This is a genomic window from Nocardia sp. NPDC049707 (genome assembly GCF_040674855.1).
GTDB lineage: Bacteria > Actinomycetota > Actinomycetes > Mycobacteriales > Mycobacteriaceae > Nocardia.
This window is the reverse complement of record NZ_JBFANN010000021.1, coordinates 18,129-43,836: the sequence shown is the minus strand read 5'-3', so window position 1 is coordinate 43,836 and position 25,708 is coordinate 18,129. Positions and strand designations below refer to the sequence as shown.

Here is a 25,708-nt window from a genome sequence, read left to right as displayed (position 1 = left end):
TCGAGTCCAACCCGACACGGTCACCCGGCTCGCGGTGCAGCACGGATGCTGGCGGTCCTGTCAGGGCGATGATCAGGCGAGCGCAGGTCTCGGGTCGCTGGCAGCAGCGACATCGGTTCATTGCGGTCCAACACTGCCGGATCCCGCAGGCGATCGACATGATCGATCTACCGCACTCGAATGGCGGATTGCTATCGACCCAGCGGTCCTGCGAAAGGCAGGACGACCGTGCAGGAGACGGGTGCGGCGTGCGCAGGGTCGAGGGCATTGAGGACCACGCGCACCGTGACCGGATCCGCGGGCAGTTCGTAGTGCTCGGTGTAGTCGGTCGGGCAGAGGTCCTGCAGCACCACGTCGTCCACATTGGGCCCGTCCAGCAGGCCGGTGGTCCAGGGGGTGGCGATCTCGTCGTAGCGGGAGACCACGGTGGTGAACCGGATGTCCGGTGCGAGGGCTGGGTCCGCGTTCAGGTCGACGGCGACCTTCGAGCCGGGCGAGAGCTGGCACGGCCCGCACTGCGCAGCCAGTTCCGCTCCGGGCGCGGTGGATTCGAGCAGCTTCTGCAGGTTCGCGAGGCCGCTGACCGTGGAACCGTGCAGCGGCGCGGCCAGCGCCACGTAGCGGTCGATCTTCGGGATAGCGCCGAGGTGGTTCAGGGCGTAGAACGGCACCGCGCCGCCCATCGAGTGGCCGACGAGATCGACCTTGTCCGAGCCGGTTTCGGCGCGCACCCGGTCGACGAAGTCGGAGATCTGCCGTGCGCTGGTCTCGACTGGCGTGATGGCGCCCATGACCGGGCCGAGCGCGCCGGTGCCGTAGGTCGTGGTGAACACGCAGTAACCGGCGTTCACGAGGACCGCGGACAGGGTGTTCCAGGTGACGGTGTCATTGGATAGCCCGTGCAGCAGCACCACCGGATTCGGGTGCGCGGCAGCGGGTTTGCAGGACCAATCGTTCGCGCCGGGCGGGGCCTGCCCGGGCGCGGTGAACTCGGCGGCCAGTCCGCCGAAGTAGCTGTAGGACGGATCCGGCTCGTCGGCCGCGGCCGGGCGTACGGCGAGCGCGGCGGCGAACAGGACGGCGGCGGTGAGGCAGCGGGTGGCCGATCGCATGGGTACTCCCGGGGATTCATGCCGGTCGGCCTCACGATGCCCCCTTCGCGCCGCATGTGACCGACCGGTCGGTCATAGACTAGCCGCTGTGTACCCTCGGGGGAAGAGACAGCACAGGAAAGGATTTCAGCCATGCCCCGACCCGCGGAACCGGGCCGCAACGCCCTGCTCGACGCCGGGGCGGAGGTCGCCGCGCGCACAGGCCTGGCCGGACTGTCGGTCAATGCCGTGGTCCAGGCCGCTGGCATGGCGAAAGGCACCTTCTATCACCACTTTCCGGACCGACGCAGCTATGTCGTCGCCCTGCACCGCCGGTATCACGACGAGCTGACCGGTCTCGTCCTCGCCGCCGTCGGCGACCTCGCGCCCGGCCGCGAGCGACTGCGCACCGGCCTCGCCGCCTACCTCGACGCCTGCCTGGCCACCCGGGGCACCAAAGCCTTTCTCGCCCAGTCCCGCACCGAGACCGATCTGCTCGACGAGGTGAACGCCCGCAACCAGCTGGTCGCCGCGGTGATCGCGCCCGATATCGAGCAGCTGGGCTGGGCGGACCCGCCCGCGGTGGCGCTCCTGGTCATCGCCATGGTGGCCGAGATCGCGCTGGCCGAACTGTATTCCGACGCGGCCCGCCCTGAGCTGCGCGCCGCGCTCACCGCATTGATCGAGCGCACGCCGGCCTGACCGCCGTCGCGGTCACCGCCCGTAGTCGGCGAGTCCGGCCCAGACGAGCACGGAGAGGTGGGCCGATCAGCGAATGAGGCCATTGCTCTACGAGCTGTGGCAGGCCCATCACGACGCCGCACCCGAAGCGCCGGGGCGATGCCCGAGACAGTCGAATCGACTGCTGCGACCGCTGCAGCGCACCGCGCCGCGGCCGCCGGGGTTCCGGTAGTAATCGCGCGGAAAACAACGACAATGGCTTGGCCAGCGGAAATGCTGTGCCGCAGCTGCACTTCGGCGTCATCGTCCGAACCCGAGCCGTCCCTGCTCGTGGAATATTTTCCGGCGCTGACCAGCGTGCCCAAGAACTGGACAACTGATTGAGCCCTCCTGCCTATTGTCCGGCTCTGTTCCGGCGACCGAAAATGCTTACGGCATAGAGCATTTCCGGCTCCGAAATTGGAGCGCCTCCAACCTCAGCGGTCCGATCGACGCAAACTCCATCGTCGCTCGGCGGTGATGCCCTGTGCCCGAAACAAGGGAGGTTCATTATGAACACAAGGGCCGGTGATGTGGTCGCAGATCGGTGAAACGGTGCGCAAGGCGATGGACGGGTGGGCGGCGTTGTGGCGCTTCGTGGTGTGCGTGGTGGTGCTCACTGCGGCAGCGGCGGTGCTGCTGCTGTCGGTATCCGCGTGGTGAACACCCAGACGGCGGTGCACCTCTTACAGGCGCTGAGATTGCTCGACGAGGCCGAGAAGCATCCCTGGCGCGACAAGGCCCCAGGACTCGTGGTCCTGGGGCCTTGTCGCGGGTACGGGGGTCAGTGGCCGGCGGTCACGAGGGCGGCTACACCGAGCCACAGCCAGGCTGGAGTGGCGGAGTTCGTGCAGATCCCATCTGGTACCGGGCCCGGCGGTGGCGGTGGCGGCGTCTAGTAGATCGCGGGCCTGGTCGTAGGAGAGCCGGGCTCGGCCGGTGTCGGGGCATACGTCGCGGTCGGTGAGGTATTTGCCGGGGCCGGGTTTGCGATGGGTGAGGAAGATCGGTCCGTGGGTCCGGTCGCGGATCAGCCGCGGTAGCAGCCGGGCGGTGCCGGCGTCCCAGTAGACGGTTTCGAGGACGTGCTCGTGGTGGGTGGCGCCGCGGCGGCGGGTGCGTGGTTTGGCGCCCTTGGATTTCACCGGGGCGCAGCGTCCAGGCAGGTCAAGGTCTTCGATGTTGATTCCGAGCAGTTCGTCTGTGCGAGCGCAGGTTTCGTAGAGCATCCGCCACAGCGTCTTCTCCCGCAGGTGGACGTCGCGCCGGGTGATGAGCCGGTCGATCGCGGTGCGGGAGCGGACCGGGGTGTCGGAGTCCGGCGGGGGTGGATCGTGCGGCCGACGTGGGGACAGCGGGTGCGTCCCAGCCTTGGTCGCGGCACCAGGCCAGCCACTTGCCCACGGCCGCGCGGCGGGCGTTCCATGTGTTGACTGCTGCGCTGCCCCACAGGATTTCGAGGGCGTCCCCGATCTCGTCGTCGCCGACCGTGTCGAGGGGGCGGCTGGGTCCGGGGAGGATATCGGAGGCGGCGCCGTCGAGCTGGTTGATGGTCTTGACGAGGGCGATGCCGTAGGCGCGGCGAGCGGACGGTGTCGAGGAAGGCCTCGGCCGATCCGCGCAGGGTGCGGGGCGCGGCGGTGCGGATCCGGGTCACGCTCGCCGTCATCGGACCACTCCTGTTCGCTTGCCCCGGATAACGGGGCCGCTTCACGTTGCGCCGCGACAGGGTCGTCGCAGCGCGCCTCCAACTGTTACCCCGGATAACAGCCTGTTATCACGGGTAAGGTTTGTCCTAGAGGCTCCGGCAAAACGCGTATTGCCGTTCGCTGCCGTCATTGGTGCCCCAGGCCGGTCTGCGCGGCCGGGCTCCCGCTATTTGTTCGGTGGAGGGACCGGCCGATTAGGTTCTCATGCGCGCTGAGGACGCATGGATGTCTTGTCCTGAGCGGAATAGGGCTGGCTGCGGTCAGGCGTCGAGCATCAGTTGCAGCAGTCGGTGCAGGGTTTCGCGCTGCTGTGTGGTAAGTCGGTGGAGTGGGGCAGAAGCGAAGGGTGTACGCGCGCGGAGATCGGCGGTGACGGTGCGGCCGGCTGCGGTGGCGGCGACGAGCTTGATGCGGCGGTCACCCGGGGCGGGACGGCGCTCGACCAGACCGCGGGACTCGAGGCGGTCGATGATCGCGGTGACGTTCGAGGGCTCCGCGCCCAGGCTTTCGGCGACGGATCGGGTCGGGACCGAGTTCTCGGCGGCAAGCAACGCCTTGGCCTGGAGCGTGGTCAGCTCGTGAGCGGCAGCGGCGGCCTCGTATTCGTGTGCGTAGCGGCGGTTGATGGCCGCGAAGAGGCCGACGACCGCCCCGGTCAGCTCATCCGATGACGTGGACATGAGGTCCACTCTATCCATGTGCTTGACAAATATGACTATAACTGACCATAGTTATCATCAGTCATAATAGTTATGAATCATAAGCAAGGGAGCCTTGCATTGAGCACCAAGACCGTCCTGATCACCGGCACCTCCTCCGGCATCGGCCTGGCCACCGCCGTCGCCGCCGCGCAGAGCGGCTGGCGCGTCGTGGCCACCATGCGCGACACCACCAAGGCGGGCGCGCTGCTCGCGGCGGTGGAGGAAGCCGGGGTGAGTATCGATGTCCGCGCGCTGGACGTGACCGACCCGGAGTCGAGCGCGTCCTGTCTGGCCGGTCTCGACCGCCTGGACGTTCTGGTCAACAACGCCGGCGCGGGCCACCTCGGCACGCTGGAGCAGGGAAGCGTCGAGGACGTGCGCGCTGTCATGGAGGTCAACTTCTTCGGCGTCTTGCACGTCACCAAGGCGGCACTGCCCTTGCTCCGGAAGAGTAAAGGCCGTGTGGTGACCGTGACCAGCGTGGGCGGCGTGGTGGGCCAACCGTTCAACGAGGCGTACTGCGCGGCCAAGTTCGCCGTCGAGGGCTTCATGGAGTCCCTCGCGCCGGTTATGGCGACGGTCGGCGTGGCTGTAAGTGTGGTCGAGCCCGGCGCGGTGGCCAGCGAATTCGTCGTTAACGTGGGCGGGCGCGATGCCGCGCTCGAGCAGGCCGGCCCGTACGCGCCCGCGCTGAGCGCCTACCTGGCGCGTTCCCGCGAAGCCTTCGCCGCCGCGCAGACACCCCAGGGTGCGGCGGCAACCATCGTCGAGCTGCTGAACATCGAGCGGCCCGCCTTCCGCGTGCAGACCTCCGATGCAGCGCGCGCCTTCACCGCCGTGAAACTCACCGACGGTGACGGCTCGGCCGTGCAGACGATGACCAGCAGCTGGATCACCCAGAACACCAGCACCAACTGAAATCGGCGTTCCGAGAGCCCTGCCCAACCCAGGAAGCCCGTATCCCGACACCGAAGTTAACTGCCAAAAGGGAATTCGGTACGTACGGCCTGGATGGACAGTCCCTTCGGGAGCTGGGCCCGGTCGCGGGATAGGACCGCGCAGAATGCACCGTCACGGGCCTTTCCGCGTTGTCGTCGCGGAGGAACTACCAGTGCCGCAGTCCGGCGAACTTGTTCCGCGCGCCAATGGCCTGCTGCACGATCCGCGCCCGCAGCGCGGGGGCGCTGAGCCGGTCGATTCGCGTCAGGTGCAGCTGCGCGGCCACCGCCCGCAGAGCCGGGGCCTTCAGGCCCAAGCTGTCCAGGTACGCCGCCCCATCGTCCAGGGTGGCCAAGGACCGCAGGTGCGCGGCCACCGCCGCCGCGTCCACATCCGGAGCCGAGGCGGGTGCGGGCTGTGCCTGCGGGGCGGGCGGCACGCGTGGGCCGGGCCTGCGGCGCGCTCGCGGTGTCGGCGGCAGCCAGGGCTGCGGCGCTGGCCAGGTGCGTAGCGGCTGCCTGCCAGCGGGCGGCGTCGGCGGCCTGCTGCGCGTCGCGCATCGCGGTAGCCATCGCGGCAGGGTCGGGGGTGGTCATGAGCGGAATCCTCCCTGGTCCGGGGGCGAGGAACATCGTTGAGAAATCCGGCGCTTAGGGGGTCGAGGAACATCTCTGCCCGATCCGGCGCTTAGCCCTCACCGCACATAGTCACTGACTACTGGCGTCGGCGGTCAGATGGTTCGGCCTGACCTGCCGATCCAGAGATTCTGTGGCCGGAAAACGATTACCCTGCATGACGATGTCCTCCTGGAGCCACCTACCGTGGTCAGGCCCGCTGTGGTTTGTTCTCATCCCCATCCTGGGGACTGTCGGGTCAGGACTGATCGGTTGTATTCGAGCCTGCCAGCAGCATCGTGATACACGAATGATCTTGCGTGAAGCACCTGCCGGTAGCCGAGTGATCAGAATCAACCAGTGCGGATCATCGATCGCATCGCATGTGATCGAAGTAGCAACCGTCCCAGCGATGGACGTGGTCACGCCAGTCGAGTTGATGCCACAGAAGAGACCGCGGGCATGACGGAAGCTTCCGATAGCGAGGATTTGTCGTCGATCAGGGACATTTACGTACGTGAGTATCAGCGCCTTCGTTCACATCTGAAGTTCGCGTTGCGTGGAAATTCCTGTCTCGCTGAGGATCTCGCCCACGAGGTCTTCCTGGAACTGTGGCGCTTACACGGCGATGCCATCGCTGCGATGTCGCACACTCACGTGCGGGCGAAGCTGATCATGACAGCGAACTCTCGCGTTATCGACTTCTACCGTAGGAACCGCAGGGAGATCGCAGTTCCCGATCCCACACATGAGACCGTGCAGGCCTTAGCGAGACCCCCCGTGGCGTCGGATCCCAGTGAACGCGTTCTGGCCGTCGATGTGCTCGATAGATTCTGGCGGGTGCTGCGAGAAGACCTGACCAACAGAGAATTTCAGGCCGCGTATCTCAGCTGGGCGGTAGAGATGAACGGTGCGGAGGTCGCAGCCGCGCTGGGGACGACACGGACGGTCGCCTACCAACTCAGGGACGCGGCACGCAAAAAGATCGAGGTGCTGGTCAACCGCGACCCGCACCACATCATCTTCACGGACGACTCAAGTGGGGTCTGTTCGCTCACGCTCAGGTGGGTGAGCGCACTCTCTGGGACATCGATACCCTCCAGAAACTGGCCGATCTCTGCCGTCTGCACAGCTACACCTCGATGGCCGCCCTCGACGCCCATGACTACAAAGCCATGAAGCTCGGAGAATGCGTCGGGGGGCGCATGAAGAACATAGCCCGCGAGACTATCGACTGGTTACGGGTGATCTACTACAGCCCGGCCGACACCCGCGACGCCGGATTCATCGAGACCGACCGCTTCGGTCGCCGCTTCCCCAGTGCCGCAAGCTATTTCGATTTGAATGCGATTTCCAGCGATGGCTGCGCAACCTGCTCTGGGATCATTCGGCCGAGCTGCTGCGATCGCCTGAGTGTCCGCGCACCCGTAATCCGTTCGACCAGATGCGCCGCGCTTTCGTCGAGCTCTCGGCGTTCCTGGAGGTCGATGCCCCCGAGGGCGGTCACGACCCACGTTTACTCGGCGAAGAACACGGGCAGCGATTCGTCGCTGACCACCTGCATCGCGAACGCCACGGGCTCACCTCGCTGGCCAAGGTCCGCCGCGACGGCGCGCCCGTGATCGTCACCCATACCACCCGGCGAACGACATTCAACTACGCCCGCAAGATTCTCTACCGCGCAGTGGCGTCCGGCCGGGTCGCCGACATCGGGCTGGAACCAGCATTCGTGGCCGCATTCCGTCCGCAGGCAAGTGGCACAAGCGCGCACGCAATCCGTTCAGCGATGAGATCGCGCGAGCACTCGCCGACGAACGGAACCCGGAATAACTGGCTATGTCAACCTGATTTGGCCCCGGTGTGACGGGTTGTGTTGGCCCCGCCCTCATGAAGTTCGGTCGCTGGATTCCCAGGATTGGTAAGCGGTTTGTGGGGGGTCCGGGGACGATGCTGGACATGTCGAGCATCCTCACTCCCACGCGCTGGGCTGGCATCGTCGGCCGGACCGGCATGTTGATCGGTCGCACGGTGAAGGTGGGCGGGAATGGGCGGGACCGGAAAGAACATGAGCGTGCGTCGGCGCAGACGCCTGCGCCTGGTGTGAGTTTGGTGGGCGATATCGTCGGGGCGAGAAGCCGATTGCTGCGGGCCGTCGCCATCACCGTTGCCGTGTCGGGGCTGATCGTCGGCTGCGGTGCGGATGCTGACCAGTCGTCGCGTCCGGCGCAGATCGTGTTCGCTGGCGACGGGTACTCGATCTTCGTGATGAATCCCGACGGCACCGGGGTCACCCGGATCGGCGACGGCGCCTGTCCGAGCTTTGCCCGTGACGGCTCGAAAATCGTCGTCGGTGGGTACACGATCACGGTCATCGATCCCGACGGCAGCAACGTCAGGAAACTCAACGACGGTGGGTACACCTGGTACACCTCCCCGACGTTCTCTCACGACGGCACCCAGATCGCGTTCGTTCGTGGTCATGCCGTCTACGTGATGAACGCCGATGGCAGCGAGCTGAAGCAACTCGGCGTGATCCCCGATCCCGCCCCGACAGCCCTCCCCGGCCTCCCCGTCATCGTCATTCCCGGCGCTAACGTCCCTGTTCCATCCGGTCGCGTCGAGGACCCCGACAGCGAGGGCTCGACGGATCGTCCCGCATTCTCACCGGACAGTTCCAAGCTCCTGGTCGCCAAAACCGGAGCTATCTGGGTGATGGCATCGAATGGAACCGGTGCGAGGCAACTGCTGCCGGGCGATCCGAATGACAATTCCAATCCGGTCTTCACCCCGGACGGAGCCGGGATCGTCTTCGCCAGCAACCGCGCTCACAATGGCCGGTCCGGGATCTACGTGATGGACATCGATGGTCACAACATCCGACTGCTCAACGACGACGGGTGGGGCCCGTCGTTCTCGCCGGACGGCACGAAGATCCTCTACACCCGCGCCGCCCGCGATCCGGAGTCCACACGAGGAGTCGAGTTCCGTGAGCTTTGGGTGATGAACAGCGACGGCAGCAACCCACACCGTCTCACCGATCCGAAACAATCTGTGCAGCGAGCTGGTTGCGGCAGTTGGGGCAATCAACCGTGATCCCGGTGGGGCGGCGGCAGATCGTTGGCAGAGGTGTGGCGTTCGGACGGGTCGGGCATAGTGGCCTCATGAAGTATGTGTTCCTGATCTGTGACGATGAGAAGGTGTCACCGACCATGGAGGAGATTGCGGCGGACCCGGCGTATCAGGCGTATGGGGCGGAGGTGGATCGGCGGGGAGCCATTGTCGGTGGTGCGCGGTTGCGCCCGGTGGCGGATGCGACGACGGTCCGTGTCCGGGATGGGGAGACGCTGGTGTCCGATGGTCCGTTCGCGGAGACGAAGGACTTCATCGGCGGTATCGACATCGTCGAGTGCGCGGATCTGGACGAGGCGCTCGCGATGGCGGCCCGGCACCCCTACGCGAGCCGGGGTTGTGTCGAGGTCCGCCCCGTCTGGGAATGACCGCGCCGGAGGCGGTTCGGGCCGCGGTCGATGCGGCGTATCGGGACGAGTGGGGCCAAGTGGTCGCCACGCTGATCGGGCTGACCGGGAACTGGGACCTGGCGGAGGACTGCGCGCAGGACGCGTTTGCCGCCGCGCTGGCGACGTGGGCACGCGATGGTGTTCCGGCTCGTCCGGGTGCGTGGCTGACGACCACGGCACGTCACCGGGCGACCGATCGGCTGCGGCGGAACGCAACGGGGGCGGCGAAGTTGCGGCAGCTTGCTGTGCTGCAGCGGGATCCTATCGAGCCGTCGGCCGAGGAGATTCCGGACGAGCGGTTACGGCTGATCTTCACGTGCTGCCATCCCGCTCTGCCGTTCCCTGCCCGGGTCGCCCTGACGCTACGGGCGCTGACAGGTCTGAGCACGAGCTTCCCCGACGTCCTTCGGCTGACTGACCTTCTACGTCACCGACTGGAAAGATCGGCGAGTTCATGGCGGGGATCGAGCAGGTCGCCGAGGAGATCGGGCTCCCGTTTGCCGCTGCCACCAGCATCTCTCATCGGCGTGGACTACCTGTTCGAGCCGGATGTGCTCGTAGAGGTCGAAGCGACCGCCCTCATCGACTGACCGGATTCCTCAGGTCGCGTGTGGACGGTCCCATAATCTCGAAGCTGCCATAACTCTAGCCTCCGCCCCTCGTCAACGTCCGAAAACCGTGCGGTGCCAGTCTTTTCGGGCGATGCCGGTGATATCGCTCATCACATGCTTGACGACCGTGTACTCCTCGAACGAGTAGGTGGACATATCCTTGCCGTAGCCGGAGGCCTTGTATCCGCCGTGCGGCATCTCGCTGATGATCGGGATGTGGTCGTTGATCCAGACGCAGCCGGCGGCGATCTCGCGGGCGGCGGTCTGGGCGCGGTATACGTCCCGGGTCCAGGCGGAGGCGGCCAGACCGTAAGGGGTGTCGTTGGCGAGCGCGATGGCTTCCGCGTCGTCATCGAACGGCAGCACGACCAGTACCGGGCCGAAGACCTCCTGCTGCACGATCTCGCTGCGCTGATCCGCGTCGACGATCAGCGTCGGCTCGTAGTAGTAGCCCTCGGCCAGCTCCCCACCCGGGATCGCGCCGCCTCGCACCACACGGGCTCCATCTGCGCGGGCACGTTCGACGAATCCGGCGACGTGCTGCTGCTGGCGGCGCGAGACCAGCGGGCCCTGATCGGTCGCGGGGGCACCGAGGGCACCGAGGATGACGGTGTCCATGAGAGCGGCCACGCCCGCGACGAATTCGTCGTAGCGCGAGCGTTGCACGTAGGCGCGGGTCGCGGCGGTGCAGTCCTGGCCGGTGTTGATCAGCGCTGCGGCCACTGCGCCGTTGATCGCCGCGTCCAGGTCGGCGTCGTCGAACACCACGAACGGCGCCTTGCCGCCCAGTTCCAGGTGCAGCCGCTTTCCGGCGGCCGCGGCGGCGATCTGCGTGCCCACCGGAGTGGACCCGGTGAAGGACACCATCCGGACATCGGGGTGGCGGACCAGGCTCGCTCCCGTGCTGGCGCCCGATCCGGTGATCACGTTCACCACGCCGGCGGGGATGCCAGCGCGGGTCGCGGCGTCGGCCAGCATGAGCGAGGTCAGCGGGGTGATCTCGGCGGGCTTGAGCACGACGGTGTTTCCCGCGGCGACTGCGGGCAGGATCTTCCACACCGCCATTTGCAGCGGGTAGTTCCACGGTGCGATCGAGCCGATCACGCCGATCGGTTCGCGCCGGATGCTCGAGGTGTGGTCCGGGGAGTATTCCGCGCTCGACTTGCCCTCGAGGTTGCGGGCGGCGCCGGCAAAGAACGCCACGTTGTCGATGCTGCCCGGGACATCGAACCCGGAGGACAGTCGGATCGGCTTGCCGGCTTGCAGCGTCTCTATGTCAGCGAGTTCCGCTGCGACGGTGTCGAGTTCGGCCGCCCAGCGGAACAGCAGTGTGGAACGCTCGGCCGGTGTGGTGCGCGACCAGTCGGCGAATGAGGTGTGGGCGGCGCGCACCGCGTCGTCCACATCACGAACGTCGGCCTCTGGGCGGGAGCTCACCACCCGGCCGGTCGCCGGGTCACGCACCTCGTAGTGTTCGGTACCGCCGCCTTCCCGCGGCACGCCGCCGATGTGCAGGCCGGGCAGATCTGGGTCGGTGGTCATGCCGTGTCCTCCTTCGCGGCGGGGGCGAGCACGTAGATCTTGCGCAGCGTTTCGGTGACCGCCCAACGGGTGCGCTGACCGGACGCCAGCCGGGCCACAGTGCCGGGTCGCAAGGTCAGGTCGGGGGTGCCGTCCTCGAAAGAGACGGTCGCCGAACCGGTCAGAACCACGAACATCTCGTCGGCCTCGACGTCGCGGGTCACGCTGGGACCGATCTCCCAGATACCGACGCTGACACCGGCGAGTGCGCCCAGGGAGAGGTTGCCCACGGTCGGTTCTGGTCCGCTGATGACCTGGTCCTCCGGCAGCGGGCTGCGATCGAGGGGGGCGGCAACGGCGTCGGTAGCGGTGCCCGCGGTCAGTTGCGGGCCGGTCATGATTCGAATCCGAGGCCGACGGCGTCCAGCGCGCGCAGGAGGAGATTGCGCCGGCCGTGGTTGTGGTCGGCGCGGTCCAGCGACCAGCGTGCGGCATTGATCCCGATCGAGGCGAAGGGTTCGGGCGGGAACGGCAGCGGGCGCTTGCGCACCATGCGCAGCCGGGTGCGCTCGGTGTCCGCGCCCTCGAGTAGATCGAGCATCACGTCGCCGGCGAACCGGGTGGAGGCGAGGCCGAGGCCGGTGAATCCGGCGGCGTAGGCGACCTTGCCGTGGCGCGCGGTGCCGAAGAAGGCGCAGAACTGGGTGCAGGTGTCGATCGCGCCGGACCAGCGGTGCGTGAAGCGCACCCCTTCCAGCTGCGGGAATGTGGTGAAGAAGTGGCGCGCCAGGGTGCGGAACGACTCTGGTCGATCCTCGTATTCCGGGCGCATACGCCGACCGTAGCGGTAGATGGCGTCGTAGCCGCCGAACACGATCCGGTCGTCGGCGGTGAGCCGGTAGTAGTGGAACTGATTGGCCAGATCGCTGATGCCTTGGCGTCCCTGCCACCCGATCTCACGTAACTGGGCGGAGGTCAGCGGATCGGTGGCCAGCACGTAGTCGTAGACCGGCACCGTCATCAACCGGTTCCGCTTCAGCAACGAAGGGAATACGTTGGTGCCCAACGCGACTCGCGACGCCCGCACCGAACCGGCGGCGGTTCGCACCACCATGTGCCGTCCCTGCTCCTCGAGCCCGATGACCGGCGATTTCTCGAACACCTGCACACCGAGTTCGACTGCGACGCGAGCCAGTTCCAGGGCCAGCTTCGCCGGCTGCACGATCAGGTCGCCCTTGTCCCAGTGGCCGGCGAGGTAGGTCGGCGAGTGCACCGCCGCACGCATCGCCTCTTCGTCGAGATAGACGTTGCGATCGTCGCACTCGCGAGCGCGCAGCCACTCCACCTCGTGCGGTTCGACGGCCACCTTGATGACCCCGGCGCGCTCCACGTCGGCCTTGATGCCGTAGCGGTCGATGGTGTCGGCGATGTCGGCGAGGTTGCGTTCGGCCAGCGCGTCGATGGTGTCCAGCTCGTCTGGCCAGCGCCGCAGGCCGTTGTCCCGGCCGTGGGTCAGGCTGACCTTGCAGAAGCCGCCGTTGCGCCCCGACGCGGCCCAGCCGATCCGCTTGCCCTCGAGCAGCACGACCCTGGCGTCGGGGTCACGTTCCTTGGCGCGTAACGCCGTCCAGAGGCCGGTGTACCCGCCCCCGACAACCACTAGATCGGCGTCGATGCAGCCGGTCAGCTCCGTGTGCGGGGGCCGGGTCAGGCCATCGAGCCAGACCACGCCGTGCTCGGTGCCGCGGAGCGCGTGCTCCACCACCGCCTCCGCTGGAGGGCGCCGCTCGAAGACAGTTTTCTGCACATCTCCACCTTTCACGATTCATTCAAAAATAGGCTAATCATTCATCGATTCGTCAAATATTTGCGCAATTGGTTGCGCATTCGATGAACGTTAGTCAAACTGTCCGTGATGTCAATCACGAAAGACCGCCACTGAGAGCGGATCGCATTCGGTGTTCGGCGTCCGCCAGGAGTCCGGCAGCACGCGAGCTGCCGATGACCTGACGCCCCCTCGGTGCCGCCCGGCCCGTTTCCACGGAGAGTGACCATGGCCCACAACGACACTTCAGCTCCGCCGCCTGCATCCGGCGACGCTCTACCACGCAAAATGCGGTGGTTCGACGGATTCGCCTTCTCGATGACGATGCCCGCCGCGCTCATCGCGACCCTCGGGGCATCGATCGCCGGCCTCGGCGTCTGGGGCGCCGCGGTGCTCTGGGCCGTCTCGATGATCATCGCGCTGGGCGTGAACTGGCTCTACATCGAACTGGCGGCCATGTTCCCGAATGCCTCGGGAGGCATCTCCGGCTACGCGGCCGAGGCGTGGAAGGACCGCCTCCCGTTCCTGGCGCCGCTGGCCGGGGTCGGGTACTGGCTGCCCTGGGGCTCCAACCTGGCGACCTACGGCTCGCTCACCGGCCTGCTCATCCAGTCGCAGTGGTTCCCCGACCAGACCTGGCAGGTCGCCGCGGGCCCGCTGCATCTGAGCTTCCCGATCGTGATCGGCCTGATCGTCATCGTCGCGCTCTACGCCATCAACATGGTCGGTGTTCGGATGACGATGGCGTTCGTCTATGTCACCGCCGCCATCCTGATGATCCCGCTGACGGTGTTCATCGTCTTCCCGCTCTTCAAGGCCGAGTGGTCACCGCTGGACTACGGCTGGAACCTGCACGGCCTCGACGGCCTACACACCGCCATCGTCTGGCTGTACGTGATGGCCTGGACGACCCTCGGCATCGAGGTCTGCGCGACCTTTGCCTCGGAGTACCGCGACCCGGTCAAAGACACCTCCCGGGCGATCCGCGCCGCCGCACTGTTCTGCCTGGGCATCTTCTTCCTGGTGCCGCTTACCCTGGGCGGTTTCGCCGGAGAGGACGCGGTCGCGGCGGACCCGAGCACCTTCTTCGTCTCCGCCTTCTCCGAGCTGACCGGGGCCGGAGCCGGCGTGATGGTGCTGTGCCTGATCGCTTCGCTCCTGCTGGTCATGCTCACCTCGGTGGCCGACGCCTCCCGCGTCCTGTTCAACATGGGCAAGGAGGGCATCACCGTGCGGGCGGTCGGCAAGCTGAACAGCCGCGGCGTGCCGGTACGCGCGCTGAACGTGATGCTGGTGCTCAACGTCGTGCTGCTCGTGGTGTTGCAGCAGCCGCTGGCCATCATTGTCACCGGCAACCTGGGTTACCTGCTCACCCATGTCCTCGCTGTGGCCGGGTTCGCGCTGCTGCGCAAGGATCGACCGGAAGCGCCGCGGCCGATCCGGCTCCCCCGCGTTTTCGTGCCGCTGTCCCTTGTACTCTCCGCACTGCTCGCGGTGATCCTCGTCGTCGGCGCCACCGGCTTCTCGGTCACCGGATACGGCGGCACAAAGGAACTCAGCATCGCACTGGCAATCCTGGCGGCCGGTGTCGCACTCTGGTTCTTCGTGCAGCGCAGCGACGACAGATCCACCGAACTACCCGCGTCGGCTGACGCCGAGCCTGGACCGAAGGGCGACCACCTCACCCGCCCCACCACCCCCGCCTGACCCACTTTCACCCCGTCGAAAGGAATACACGAGATGACCAGCACCTTGCTTTCGCAACGCGCTCGTACCCAGCTCTACATCGCCGGCGAGTACGTTGACGGCACCAGCGGCCGCACCGCCGACATCGTCAGCCCGGTGACCGGCGAGACCATCGCGACACTGCCGGTCCCGGGCCGCGACGACTTGGACCGCGCCGTAACCGCCGCGCGTCTGGCGCAGGACCAGTGGCGCCGGATGGGCGTGTGGCAGCGCGCCGAGATCTGTCACCGCGTCGGTGATCTGCTGTCCGCGCGGATCGACGAGCTGGCCCGGATCCAGACCCTCGAGCAGGGCAAGCCGCTCGCGGAATCCGTTGCAGACCTGGAGGAAGCGGCCAAGCTGTTCCACCTGCACGCCGAAGACGCAGTGCGCCTGCACGGCGAGACACTGCCGTCCAACGATCCGCAGAAGCGGATGTGGACCTTCTACCAGGCAGTTGGCACCTGGGCCATCGTGGTGCCGTGGAACTTCCCGGTGCTGATGTTCACCGAGTTCGCCGCGCCGGGCCTGGCCACCGGCAACGCCCTCGTGGTCAAACCGCCGACGCACACCTCCCTAGCCCTGCTCACCGCCGTCGAGATCCTCGAAGAAGCGGGCGTGCCCAAGGGCCTGGTGAGCGTGCTGCCGGGCGAGGGAGACTTCGGCGCCGAACTGGTCACCCACCCTGGGATCGACGCGATCGGGTTCATCGGCTCCTCGGCCACCGCGGAAAAGATCGTGCGCTCCGCCGGACTCAAGCGCGCCATCATCGAGGCCTCCGGCAACGGCCCGCTGATCGTGCTCGACGACGCCAACATCGAAGCAGCCGCGCTGGCGGCGGTGCGCGGCGCCTACTACAACGCCGGGCAGGTGTGCTGCGCGACCGGCCGGGTCCTGGTGCACGCCGACGTCCACGCCGAATTCGTCGCCGCCACCCTGAAGGCTTCCGAGGAGGCCGTGCTGGGTGATCCCTTCGCCGGCACGACGACTCTCGGCCCGATGAACAACGCGTCCACCGCGGCCAAGGTCGACACCCATCTGGAGGAGGCCCGCGCCCGCGGCTTCGACATCCGCACCGGCGGCGGCCGCAGCTCCGGCTACCCGACCGACCTGTACTACGAGTTCACCGTGGTCGACAATGTCGCGCCGGACAGCTTGCTCAACCGGCAAGAGACATTCGGTCCGGTGCTGCCGATCATCACCGCGACCAGCGACGAAGAACTGCTGCGGCTGGCCAACGACGACGCCCTTGGTCTGCAATCGGGGGTGTTCACCTCCGACATGAACCGCGCCTACCACTTCGTGGAGAACCTGCGCACCGGACAGGTGATCGTCAACGACAGCAACGGTTTCTGGGACATCAACATGCCCTTCGGCGGGGTCGGCGGCAAGCGCACCGGGTGGGGCCGCATCGGCGGGGTACACACCCTGATCGACATGAGCGACCTGCGTACCGGAGTGCTGCACCTGGGCCGATGACCACCGGCCGAGCACCCGGTGGCGGGCCGGTACGCTCGCACATCGTGGACATCGTCGACGATATGGATGATCTGGACCGGCGCATCATCGCCGCGCTCCAGCTCGATGGTCGCCGTACCTTCTCCAATCTCGCCGACGAGCTGGGCATCCCGGCGTCTTCGGTCCGCTACCGGACCAAACGTCTCGAAGACGCCGGGATCCTCCAGATCGTCGGGATCGCCAATCCGCTGGCCATCGGATTCGACCGGCTTGCCATGATCGGGGTACGAGTGCGCGCGGGCCGAGCCCGCGAGGTCTGCGAGGCACTCGCCGCGCTCCCGGAAACCAGCTACGTGGTGATGACAAGCGGCCGATTCGACGTGATGGTCGAAGTCATCTGCCGCGACGTCGCACACTTCGTCGATGTGGTCGAGCACCACATCGGCGCGCTGGAGAGTGTCGTGTCGACCGAGTCGCTGTTCGTGCTCGAAGTGCACAAATTGGCCTACGGGTGGGGCGTTCCCGGCCTGGAGTCCGGTTTCACGCCGGACACGGTCACGGAATAGCCCCTCCCCCGCAAACATCCGCCGAGCCCGCCAGGGCACCGACGTTCATCAGTCGTGCCCGCATCGGGCAGCACAATCGCGGGAACTACTGGCCATGCCCGAAGATCAGCGACTCGCCGCGTCTCTGGAAACCGTGCGGTCGCACACCGGCGACCGCGGCCTCACCACCGTTCAAGCCTCGACCTACGACTGGGCGCAGGACAAGTACGCGCTGGGCGCCTACCCCGCCCCCAGCTCAGAACGGGATGGCTTCTACGAGCCGATCGAGAACACCGTCTTCAGGGCAGGAGCGGTGACCAGCACGATCCACAAGTCCTACAGCACCGGCCTCACTGCGGGCGAGGCGGTGTTGCGCACAATGTGATGTGCTGCTGTGTCGTCGGCCTGAGGGTGGGGTAGGCATCCAAAGGGATGCCGACCGCCGCGAGCACGGCGTGGGTGCGGCAGGTCGCGAACCATATCGACACCAAGCGGGCGGCCTGCCCGCGCTCAGTTTCGGCGTGTCCGGGGCGCATCCAGGATCAGCACGGCGGTATGCAGCGACGTCCGCGATTCCGGATCGTCGAGGTCGACGCCGAGCAGGCGCTGCACTGTCGCGAGTCGGGCATACAGCGTCGGCCGGGAGGCGTGCAGCCGCTTGGCCAGCTCCGACTTGTTACCGCCTACCTCCAGGAAGTGCCGGAGCACACCGTAGGTGTCCTCGCCGTGCCGGGCATCGTGATCGAGGATGCCGCGTAACTCGGTCTCGGCGAAGGCCTGCACCCGCGCGTCGTCGCGGAGGGAGGCCAGTAGGCCGCGCAGCCGGATGTCGGTGGCACGGTGGAAGTCCTTGCCGTCGTCCGGCAGCGACAGCGCCACATCCGCGATGTGCGCGGAATCCTCCAGCAGCGCAGCTGCTTCCAGTAAACCGTTCGCCACCGCACCCACTCCGATCGCGCAGCACGACACCGACTCCGAACGCAGCAGGGCGGCGCGGATCGCGGCACACAACGCGGACAACCGACGCCCGCTGGCATCGGTGGACGGCAGCGACACGATCAAATCGAACTGCCACGGGCGCCGTGCTGCGGTCAGCACCGTGAGCCCGGTGGATCGCACCGCTTGGCGCATCGCGTCCAGCAGCCGGACCTGCAAATGCTGCGCCAGCACCTGATCGCCGCCGGGTGGGCCCTCCATGCGCACTGTGACCGGGATGTAGTGCCCGCCGATCCGCAGCCCGAGGGCGGCCGCGCGAGCGAGGCCCTCGGCCTCGTCCCGAATGCGGCCGCGGCACAATTCGTCGACCAGACCGCTCTGCGCCCGCTGCTCGGCGGCGGTCCGGTCCTGTTCCACCATGCGATGCAGCGCCAGCGCCTGCGCGGCCCGTTCCAGCGCCATGCGCGCCCGCGAAGGCACGGCGCGCGGCGCGGGCACGACGAGCCGACCCCATTCCTGCCGGTGCGGGCCTACCGGGGTGGTCAGCCACGATTCGGGGCCACTCACTGCGGTATGCACGGTAACGGGCGTCAGCCGTGAGCGTCGCTCCCAGTCGTCTAGCAGCACCTGGGTGGAGCGGCTTCGCGCGACGAAAGCGAGCACCTGCCGGTTGAGGTCCTCGAGTACGACCGGGGCGTCGACCATCTCCGCGACTGCCTCGACAATCTCGTCCAGCGAGGCCCGCCGCATGCTCAGTCCGGTGAACACCTCATGGGCGTTGCGTGCGAACACCAGCTCGTCGTACTGGTCGGCCACGATCGCGCGGTGCACGTGCTCGGTGACCTCGACGAACCGCACCTCCGCGCGTAACACCGCCACTGGCAGTCCCAGTTCATCGGCCTGCGCGGCGAGTTCCGGCGACACCTGCGGCAGCTGCGGCCCCAGCTCGACCACGACCCCGACCGCGCCCGCGGCGCGCAGGCCAGGCAGGTAATCGGACCGGGTATGTGGGTCGGCCAGCGGTCGCCCGGTGGTGAGCACCAGCTCGCCACCCTGCAACAGCTGTGACAGGTCGGCCAGGTCTGAGACGTGCACCCAGCGGACCGGATGATCGAGCGGGCCGCCACCGATGACCTCCGGCTTTCCCGCCTGGATCACCGGGGATGCGAGAACGTCGGCAACAGTGGGGAGCATTGACACAGTGTAAAGAAGAGATCTAGAAATCTGACAACCCGTCGGTCCATCCCGACTGTTTCCTGCCGGAGAGTGGAGCCGACCGACCCGCCTCCCCGACCCGACAAGGACATCCACCATGACAGCCCCTCGGAGCAGCACGCAGGCCGACGTCATCGCGCACTGGAGCGAAGGCAAGCTCTTCCACGGCACCGGTGGCGTTACCGCCGCAGTGACCAACCCCGCGAGCGGAGCCGTCACCGGAGAGGTGCTGCTCGCGACCCGCGACGATGCGCGCGCCGTGATCGCTTCCGCCGCAGCGGCGTTCCCGGCTTGGCGGGACACCTCGTTGGCTCGGCGCACCACGATCCTGTTCCGGTTCCGCGAATTGCTCGACCAGCGCAAGGAGGAGCTGGCCCGGATCATCACTGCCGAGCACGGCAAGGTGTTCTCCGACGCGCTCGGGGAGATCTCCCGCGGCCAGGAAGTCGTCGAATTCGCCTGCGGCATAGCGCATCTGCTCAAGGGTGAGGCGACCCAGAATGCCTCCACCGACGTCGATGTGCAGTCCATCCGGCAGCCGCTGGGCCCGGTGGCGGTGATCTCGCCGTTCAACTTCCCGGCGATGGTCCCCATGTGGTTCTTCCCGATCGCGATTGCCGCGGGCAACAGCGTGGTGCTCAAGCCGTCGGAGAAGGATCCGTCCGCGGCACTGTGGATCGCCGAACTCTGGTCCGAGGCAGGCCTGCCCGCCGGAGTGTTCAACGTGCTCCAGGGCGACAAGGTCGCCGTCGACGAACTGCTGTCCAATCCCGCGATCAAGGCGGTGTCGTTCGTGGGTTCCACCCCGGTCGCCCGCTACGTGTATGCCACCGGCACTGCCAACGGCAAGCGGGTACAGGCGCTCGGCGGTGCCAAGAACCACGCTGTGGTGCTGCCAGACGCGGACCTCGACGTCGCGGCCGACGCCATGGTCAACGCTGGATTCGGTTCGGCGGGTGAGCGCTGCATGGCCATCTCGGTGCTGGTGGCGGTCGGCGCAATCGCCGACGACCTGGTTGAGCGGATCGCCCGCCGCGCGCGCGAACTGAAGGTGGGCGACGGTACCCGCGACGCCGATATGGGACCGCTGATCACCCGCGCGCATCGCGACCGGGTCGCGTCCTACATCGACGCGGGTATCGAGGCCGGCGCGACCGTCGTGCTCGACGGCCGCACAGTGCAGCCGGACGGCGAGGCCGACGGATTCTGGCTGGGCCCCACCGTGATCGACCGGGTGCGACCGGAGATGTCGGTATACACCGACGAGATCTTCGGCCCGGTGCTGTCGGTGGTGCGGGTCGATAGCTACGACGAGGCCCTGGATCTGATCAACAACGGCCCGTTTGGCAACGGCACCGCGATCTTCACCAATGACGGTGGCGCGGCTCGGCGTTTCCAGAACGAGGTCGAGGTGGGCATGGTCGGCATCAATGTGCCGATCCCGGTGCCCACCGCCTACTACAGCTTCGGCGGCTGGAAGGCCTCACTGTTCGGCGACATCCACGCCCACGGCGCCGAGGGCGTGCGCTTCTTCACCCGCGGCAAGGTGGTCACCAGCCGGTGGCTCGACCCCGGCCGTGGTGGCATCGATCTCGGCTTCCCGCAGAACAACTGAGCGCCCCGGAAAGGACGGACATCATGACCACCTCGCTCGGGCAGGACCTGCTTCCCAACGGCCAGACGCTGGAATCCGCACTCGCCGAAGGGAAAACCGCGTACACGCTCGACCGCGCCCACGTCTTCCACTCGTGGTCGGCGCAGAACCGGATCTCGCCGATGACGATCATCGCCGCCGAAGGCTCCCACGTCTGGGACGGCGCGGGAAACCGGTTGCTGGACTTCTCCTCCCAGTTGGTGAACACCAATATCGGGCATCAACACCCGAAGGTCGTCGAGGCGATCCAGGCCCAGGCCGCCAAACTGTGCACCGTGGCACCGCAACACGCCAACCACGCCCGCTCGGAGGCCGCCCGGCTCATTGCCGAACGCACCCCCGGCGACCTGAACAAGATCTTCTTCACCAACGGCGGCGCCGACGCCGTCGAGCACGCCGTGCGGATGGCACGGTTGCACACCGGGCGGCGCAAGGTGCTCGCCCGCTACCGCTCCTACCACGGCGGCACCGACACCGCGATCAACCTGACCGGCGATCCCCGGCGCTGGCCCAATGATCACGGCAGCAGCGGAGTGATCCACTTCCACGGGCCGTTCCTGTATCGCTCGCAGTTCCACGCCGCCGACGAACAGCAGGAGTCCGAGCGCGCGCTGGAACATCTCGACCAGCTCATCCGGTTCGAGGGCCCGGACTCCATCGCGGCGATTGTGCTGGAGTCGGTGCCGGGCACCGCCGGAATCATGGTTCCCCCGCCCGGTTACCTCGCCGGGGTCCGCGAGATCTGCGACCGGTACGGGATCGTGTTCATCGCCGACGAGGTGATGGCCGGCTTCGGCCGGACCGGGCGCTGGTTCGCCATCGAACACTTCGATGTCGTGCCGGATCTGATCACCTTCGCCAAGGGGGTGAACTCCGGCTACGTCCCGCTCGGCGGCGTGGCGATCAGCGGAAAGATCGCCGCCACCTTCGCCGACCGGCCCTACCCCGGCGGGCTCACCTACTCGGGCCACCCGCTCGCGACCGCCGCTGCGGTCGCGACCATCACCGCCATGGAGCAGGAGGGGATCGTCGAGAACGCGGCCCGGATCGGTGCCGAGGTCCTCGGCCCCGGGCTGCGCGCGCTCGCCGAGCGACATCCGTCGGTGGGTGAGGTGCGCGGACTCGGGGTGTTCTGGGCGATCGAACTGGTCGCCGACCGGGCCACCCGGGCTCCGCTCGCCCCCTACGGGTCGTCGAGCCCGGCGATGGACGACGTGATCGCCGCGTGCAAGGCCGGCGGCCTGCTGCCGTTCGCCAATTTCAACCGTATCCACGCGGTACCACCCTGCACGGTGTCCGAGGCCGAAGTCCGACGCGGGCTGGAAATCCTCGACACCGCGCTCACCGTCGCCGACACCCATCTCGCGGGCTGACCCCACCATTCCCCAGGAGCGTTCATGACCGAACCCACCTACCGCTTGGCGCAAAAGCGGCACCTCACCTCCGCGATCCCGGGCCAACGTTCGCTGGAACTCACCGCGCGACGCCGCACCGCGGTGGCGGCAGGCGTCGGCTCGTCGGTCCCGGTATACGCGGCCGACGCCGACGGCGGCGTGATCGTCGATGTGGACGGCAACTCTCTGATCGACCTCGGATCCGGCATCGCGGTCACCAGCGTCGGAGCCTCCCATCCCGGGGTCACCGCCGCAGTGGCCGAGCAGGCGGCGCGGTTCACCCACACTTGCTTCATGGTCACCCCATACGAGGGGTATGTCCATGTCGCTGAACAACTCTCGATGATCACCCCGGGCGAGCACGAGAAGCGGTCGGTGCTGTTCAACTCCGGCGCCGAGGCGGTGGAGAACGCGGTCAAGATCGCCCGGTTGGCCACCGGCCGGTCGGCGGTTGTCGCCTTCGACCACGCCTACCACGGTCGCACCAACTTGACCATGGCGCTGACCGCGAAGAACGTGCCGTACAAATCCCACTTCGGACCGTTCGCCCCGGAGATCTACCGGATGCCGGGCTCCTACCCCTACCGCGACGAATCAGGTCTCACCGGTGAGCAGGCCGCAGAGCACGCCATCTCCCGGATCGAGAAGCAGATCGGCACCGACTCGCTCGCCGCCATCATCTATGAACCCATCCAGGGCGAGGGTGGATTCATCGTTCCCGCACCGGGATTCCTGCCGACTCTGGCAGCATGGGCGCGCAGCAACGGCGTGGTGTTCATCGCCGACGAGGTGCAGACCGGTTTCGCGCGCACCGGCGACTGGTTCGCCTGCGATCACGAAGGCGTCGTGCCGGACCTGATCACCATGGCCAAAGGCATCGCCGGCGGTATGCCGCTGGCCGCCGTCACCGGCCGCGCCGAGCTGCTGGACGCGGTGCACGCCGGCGGCCTCGGCGGCACCTACGGCGGCAACCCGGTTGCCTGCGCGGCGGCCCTGGCCACCATCGAGGCCATGCGGGACCTGAAACTGCCCGCCCGCGCCCGCCGGATCGAGACCCTGGTCGTGCCGCGCCTGCAACGCCTCGCCGCCGAAGTCCCGACAATCGGCGATGTTCGCGGCCGCGGCGCCATGCTGGCCATCGAACTGGTCCGGCCGGGCACCGACATGCCGAATCCCGAATTGACCAAAGCCGTTGCCGAGGAACTGATCTCCCAAGGCGTACTGATCCTGACCTGCGGCACCTACGGCAACGTCATCCGGCTGCTGCCGCCGTTGGTGATCGGCGACGAGCTGCTCTCCGAAGCACTCGACGTCCTCGAAGCCGTACTCCGCACCCGCAGCTGACCACCTCCGGTCATCCGACATCGACAGGAACACACCGTGATCCAGCGCGACGCGCTCCTCGCTGCACTGCCCACCTCGCTGTGGATCGGTAACACCCCGGTCCCGGCCAGCGGGGCGGCTACCTTCCCGGTCTACGACCCGGCCACCGGCCAGGTGCTGCGCGAGGTCGCCGACGCGACCCCCGCCGACGGCGCGGCCGCGCTGGACTCGGCCGCCGCCGCCCAACCCGGCTGGGCCGCGACCCCGGCCCGGGAACGCTCCCGGATCCTGCGCCGCGCCTGGGAACTCATCATCGAACGCCGCGACGAATTCGCCCTGCTGATGACCCTGGAGATGGGCAAGCCGTTGGCCGAAAGTCAGGGTGAGGTCGACTACGGTGCGGAGTTCCTGCGCTGGTTCTCCGAGGAAGCGGTCCGCATCAACGGCCGCTACACCGAATCTCCGTCCGGGCGCGGACGCATCCTGGTCACCAAGGAACCAGTCGGCCCGACCCTGGCCATCACCCCATGGAATTTCCCGCTGGCCATGGGAACTCGCAAGATCGGCCCCGCCTTCGCCGCCGGCTGCACCGTCGTGGTCAAGCCAGCGCAGGAGACACCGTTGACCATGCTGTTGCTCGCCGAGGTCTTCCGCGACGCCGGGTTGCCCGATGGCGTGCTGTCGGTACTGCCGACAACATTCGCGGCTGCGCTCACCACTTCCCTACTCGCCGATCCCCGGCTGCGCAAGCTCACCTTCACCGGTTCCACCGAGGTCGGCCGGACCTTGCTCGCCCAGGCCGCCGGCCGGGTGCTGCGCACTTCCATGGAACTCGGCGGCAACGCCCCCTTCGTGGTGTTCGACGACGCCGATATCGACGCAGCCGTCGAAGGCGCTATGGCCGCCAAGATGCGCAACACCGGTGAGGCCTGCACCGCGGCCAACCGCTTCCACGTCGACAACCGCGTCCGCGAGCAGTTCACCGCTGAACTGACCACCCGCATGGCGGCGCTGCGGATCGGTCCCGGAGACGCCGACGGCACCCATGTCGGTCCGCTGATCAGCGACAAACAACGCCGAAGTGTCGCCGAACTCGTCACCGATGCCGTGGACAAGGGTGCGGTCGTCCGCGCCGGCGGCGACAGCGTCGGCGACACAGGTTGGTTCTACACCCCCACCGTGCTCACCGACGTCCCGCCCGATGCCCGCATCCTCACCGAAGAGGTGTTCGGCCCGGTGGCCGCGATCACCGGATTCGACGGTGAAGCCGAAGGCATCGCCGCCGCCAACAACACCGAATACGGCCTGGCCGCATACATCTACACCGAATCCCTCGACCGTGCCCTGCGGGTGTCGCGGGCACTGGAGTCCGGGATGGTCGGCGTCAACCGTGGCGTCATCTCCGACGTCGCCGCCCCGTTCGGGGGTGTCAAGGAATCCGGGCTCGGCCGTGAGGCCGGCAGCGAGGGCATCGACGAATACCTGGAGACCAAGTACATCGCTCTGCCGTAACGTCGACAACGCTGAGTAGCACCTCACGGCGAAGATGATTCGAGGAGGGCATATGCGCAAGCTCGTCTCACATGTCGCTTTCTGCATTCTCTGCACCTTGATGTCTCCGTTGGTCCTAGTCGGCTACGTCGTATGGATGGATGGGTAAGGCCATCGCCACGGGCCGCTCGGGTGTATCCGGGACGGCACAGGGCCCGCTGACCGCCCGGTTCATCGAGCACAACTTCGGGACCAGGCAGAATGAGGCGGCCGACCGGCTGATGCGAGCACTGCCCGGCGTCCCGCGCCTTGGACTGCGCCTGACGGCCGGTCCTCTATTGCTGGCGCATCGGTTGGCTGGTGCCGGTGGCAGTATTGATCGAATGACCGACGAGCGCTCGGAGCGCAGCTTCCTACCGCTCACGGATGAGCACCTGAGCCGGCTCGCACGTTTCGCGGAGACCGATCACATGGAGTTTTGTCGGACTCATCCCGAGTGGGCCGCCGATCTGCTGGCATGCTGCCTCGTTCAGGGTGGGGCGAGGCACTACGTGTACGGTGACCGTGGCGTCAAGGACCTCGATGTTTACCTCTTCTACGGGCTCCCTCCCGGACGGAGTGGCGAGAAGTGCCCGTGGAATCGTTACACGCGTCGTCGCGATTTCGGCGTGAGCGAGTTAGTCAGCGCATAAAAAGGCCATCCACCCGCCTAAACAGG

General features: G+C 67.3%; 25 protein-coding genes. 17 read left to right on the top strand and 8 right to left on the bottom strand.

Annotation, left to right across the window (positions count from 1 at the left end):
• Positions 1 to 191: 191 nt before the first annotated feature.
• Complete coding sequence (locus AB0J29_RS19950; RefSeq protein WP_364787932.1) at positions 192 to 1,112, bottom strand: alpha/beta fold hydrolase; 921 nt, start codon at positions 1,110 to 1,112, stop codon at positions 192 to 194.
• Positions 1,113 to 1,244: 132 nt separating this feature from the next.
• Here AB0J29_RS19950 and AB0J29_RS19945 point away from each other — a divergent pair, with 132 nt between their 5' ends.
• The gene (locus tag AB0J29_RS19945; RefSeq protein ID WP_364787929.1) at positions 1,245 to 1,793 is read left to right on the top strand and encodes a TetR/AcrR family transcriptional regulator; all 549 of its coding nucleotides are present in this window, start codon (positions 1,245 to 1,247) and stop codon (positions 1,791 to 1,793) included.
• A gap of 546 nt (positions 1,794 to 2,339) precedes the next feature.
• On the top strand, positions 2,340 to 2,474 hold the full coding sequence (locus AB0J29_RS19940) for a hypothetical protein (protein ID WP_364787926.1): 135 nt from the start codon (positions 2,340 to 2,342) through the stop codon (positions 2,472 to 2,474).
• Positions 2,475 to 2,497: 23 nt separating this feature from the next.
• Here AB0J29_RS19940 and AB0J29_RS19935 read toward each other — a convergent pair whose 3' ends face one another.
• Both AB0J29_RS19935 and AB0J29_RS19930 read right to left on the bottom strand, forming a co-directional pair.
• Positions 2,498 to 3,040 carry a hypothetical protein gene (locus tag AB0J29_RS19935; protein ID WP_364787923.1) on the bottom strand — a complete coding sequence of 181 codons (543 nt, stop codon included), beginning with the start codon at positions 3,038 to 3,040 and terminating at the stop codon, positions 2,498 to 2,500.
• Between the two features lie 740 nt (positions 3,041 to 3,780).
• Positions 3,781 to 4,200 carry a MarR family transcriptional regulator gene (locus AB0J29_RS19930; RefSeq protein WP_364787920.1) on the bottom strand — a complete coding sequence of 140 codons (420 nt, stop codon included), beginning with the start codon at positions 4,198 to 4,200 and terminating at the stop codon, positions 3,781 to 3,783.
• Between the two features lie 99 nt (positions 4,201 to 4,299).
• Here AB0J29_RS19930 and AB0J29_RS19925 point away from each other — a divergent pair, with 99 nt between their 5' ends.
• Complete coding sequence (locus tag AB0J29_RS19925; RefSeq protein ID WP_364787917.1) at positions 4,300 to 5,139, top strand: SDR family NAD(P)-dependent oxidoreductase; 840 nt, start codon at positions 4,300 to 4,302, stop codon at positions 5,137 to 5,139.
• A gap of 187 nt (positions 5,140 to 5,326) precedes the next feature.
• On the opposite strand, the gene AB0J29_RS19920 is transcribed toward AB0J29_RS19925, so the two are convergent.
• Positions 5,327 to 5,599: a hypothetical protein gene (locus AB0J29_RS19920; protein WP_364787914.1), complete on the bottom strand. Its 273-nt coding sequence runs from the start codon at positions 5,597 to 5,599 to the stop codon at positions 5,327 to 5,329.
• Between the two features lie 535 nt (positions 5,600 to 6,134).
• Between AB0J29_RS19920 and AB0J29_RS19915 the strand changes: the two genes are divergently transcribed.
• From AB0J29_RS19915 to AB0J29_RS19895, 5 genes are all read left to right on the top strand, one after another.
• Positions 6,135 to 6,953 carry an RNA polymerase sigma factor gene (locus AB0J29_RS19915; RefSeq protein WP_364787911.1) on the top strand — a complete coding sequence of 273 codons (819 nt, stop codon included), beginning with the start codon at positions 6,135 to 6,137 and terminating at the stop codon, positions 6,951 to 6,953.
• Positions 6,954 to 7,218: 265 nt separating this feature from the next.
• Positions 7,219 to 7,638, top strand: a complete 420-nt coding sequence (locus tag AB0J29_RS19910) for a hypothetical protein (RefSeq protein ID WP_364787908.1) — start codon at positions 7,219 to 7,221, stop codon at positions 7,636 to 7,638.
• Between the two features lie 23 nt (positions 7,639 to 7,661).
• Positions 7,662 to 8,867 (top strand): hypothetical protein, encoded by a 1,206-nt coding sequence (locus AB0J29_RS19905; RefSeq protein ID WP_364787905.1) that lies wholly within the window; start codon positions 7,662 to 7,664, stop codon positions 8,865 to 8,867.
• Between the two features lie 68 nt (positions 8,868 to 8,935).
• Entirely contained in the window at positions 8,936 to 9,271 is a 336-nt protein-coding gene (locus tag AB0J29_RS19900) for a YciI family protein (protein ID WP_364787902.1), read from the top strand.
• Entirely contained in the window at positions 9,268 to 9,882 is a 615-nt protein-coding gene (locus AB0J29_RS19895; RefSeq protein ID WP_364787899.1) for a sigma factor, read from the top strand. The genes AB0J29_RS19900 and AB0J29_RS19895 overlap by 4 nt, the downstream gene beginning before the upstream one ends.
• A gap of 72 nt (positions 9,883 to 9,954) precedes the next feature.
• Here AB0J29_RS19895 and AB0J29_RS19890 read toward each other — a convergent pair whose 3' ends face one another.
• Genes AB0J29_RS19890 through AB0J29_RS19880 form a run of 3 tightly spaced genes read right to left on the bottom strand, consistent with a single transcriptional unit; the run spans position 9,955 to position 13,231 of the window.
• On the bottom strand, positions 9,955 to 11,445 hold the full coding sequence (locus AB0J29_RS19890) for a gamma-aminobutyraldehyde dehydrogenase (RefSeq protein WP_364787896.1): 1,491 nt from the start codon (positions 11,443 to 11,445) through the stop codon (positions 9,955 to 9,957).
• The gene (locus AB0J29_RS19885; protein WP_364787893.1) at positions 11,442 to 11,822 is read right to left on the bottom strand and encodes a cupin domain-containing protein; all 381 of its coding nucleotides are present in this window, start codon (positions 11,820 to 11,822) and stop codon (positions 11,442 to 11,444) included. The genes AB0J29_RS19890 and AB0J29_RS19885 overlap by 4 nt, the downstream gene beginning before the upstream one ends.
• A complete protein-coding gene (locus AB0J29_RS19880; RefSeq protein WP_364787890.1) occupies positions 11,819 to 13,231 on the bottom strand; it encodes an FAD-binding oxidoreductase in 1,413 nt (470 codons plus the stop codon). The genes AB0J29_RS19885 and AB0J29_RS19880 overlap by 4 nt, the downstream gene beginning before the upstream one ends.
• Before the next feature lie 246 nt (positions 13,232 to 13,477).
• Between AB0J29_RS19880 and AB0J29_RS19875 the strand changes: the two genes are divergently transcribed.
• The 4 genes from AB0J29_RS19875 to AB0J29_RS19860 are packed head-to-tail and all read left to right on the top strand — an operon-like array spanning position 13,478 to position 17,362.
• Complete coding sequence (locus AB0J29_RS19875) at positions 13,478 to 14,956, top strand: APC family permease (RefSeq protein ID WP_364787887.1); 1,479 nt, start codon at positions 13,478 to 13,480, stop codon at positions 14,954 to 14,956.
• A 33-nt stretch (positions 14,957 to 14,989) separates the two neighbouring features.
• Positions 14,990 to 16,453, top strand: a complete 1,464-nt coding sequence (locus AB0J29_RS19870) for an aldehyde dehydrogenase family protein (RefSeq protein ID WP_364787884.1) — start codon at positions 14,990 to 14,992, stop codon at positions 16,451 to 16,453.
• Between the two features lie 44 nt (positions 16,454 to 16,497).
• Positions 16,498 to 16,998 carry an Lrp/AsnC family transcriptional regulator gene (locus AB0J29_RS19865; protein ID WP_364787881.1) on the top strand — a complete coding sequence of 167 codons (501 nt, stop codon included), beginning with the start codon at positions 16,498 to 16,500 and terminating at the stop codon, positions 16,996 to 16,998.
• Complete coding sequence (locus tag AB0J29_RS19860; RefSeq protein ID WP_364787878.1) at positions 16,889 to 17,362, top strand: FAD-dependent oxidoreductase; 474 nt, start codon at positions 16,889 to 16,891, stop codon at positions 17,360 to 17,362. The genes AB0J29_RS19865 and AB0J29_RS19860 overlap by 110 nt, the downstream gene beginning before the upstream one ends.
• A 125-nt stretch (positions 17,363 to 17,487) precedes the next feature.
• Here the strand turns inward: AB0J29_RS19860 and AB0J29_RS19855 are convergent, their stop codons facing one another.
• Positions 17,488 to 19,107, bottom strand: a complete 1,620-nt coding sequence (locus AB0J29_RS19855; protein ID WP_364787875.1) for a PucR family transcriptional regulator — start codon at positions 19,105 to 19,107, stop codon at positions 17,488 to 17,490.
• A gap of 118 nt (positions 19,108 to 19,225) precedes the next feature.
• Between AB0J29_RS19855 and AB0J29_RS19850 the strand changes: the two genes are divergently transcribed.
• The 5 genes from AB0J29_RS19850 to AB0J29_RS19830 all read left to right on the top strand — a co-directional run bounded on the left by AB0J29_RS19850 (position 19,226) and on the right by AB0J29_RS19830 (position 25,682).
• The gene (locus AB0J29_RS19850; RefSeq protein ID WP_364787872.1) at positions 19,226 to 20,743 is read left to right on the top strand and encodes a CoA-acylating methylmalonate-semialdehyde dehydrogenase; all 1,518 of its coding nucleotides are present in this window, start codon (positions 19,226 to 19,228) and stop codon (positions 20,741 to 20,743) included.
• 23 nt (positions 20,744 to 20,766) lie between these two features.
• Entirely contained in the window at positions 20,767 to 22,155 is a 1,389-nt protein-coding gene (locus AB0J29_RS19845; protein ID WP_364787870.1) for an aspartate aminotransferase family protein, read from the top strand.
• A gap of 24 nt (positions 22,156 to 22,179) precedes the next feature.
• Positions 22,180 to 23,520, top strand: a complete 1,341-nt coding sequence (gabT, locus tag AB0J29_RS19840) for a 4-aminobutyrate--2-oxoglutarate transaminase (RefSeq protein ID WP_364787867.1) — start codon at positions 22,180 to 22,182, stop codon at positions 23,518 to 23,520.
• A gap of 66 nt (positions 23,521 to 23,586) precedes the next feature.
• A complete protein-coding gene (locus AB0J29_RS19835) occupies positions 23,587 to 25,011 on the top strand; it encodes an NAD-dependent succinate-semialdehyde dehydrogenase (protein WP_364788124.1) in 1,425 nt (474 codons plus the stop codon).
• Positions 25,012 to 25,151: 140 nt separating this feature from the next.
• Entirely contained in the window at positions 25,152 to 25,682 is a 531-nt protein-coding gene (locus AB0J29_RS19830; protein WP_364787864.1) for a hypothetical protein, read from the top strand.
• The last annotated feature ends 26 nt before the right edge of the window (positions 25,683 to 25,708 follow it).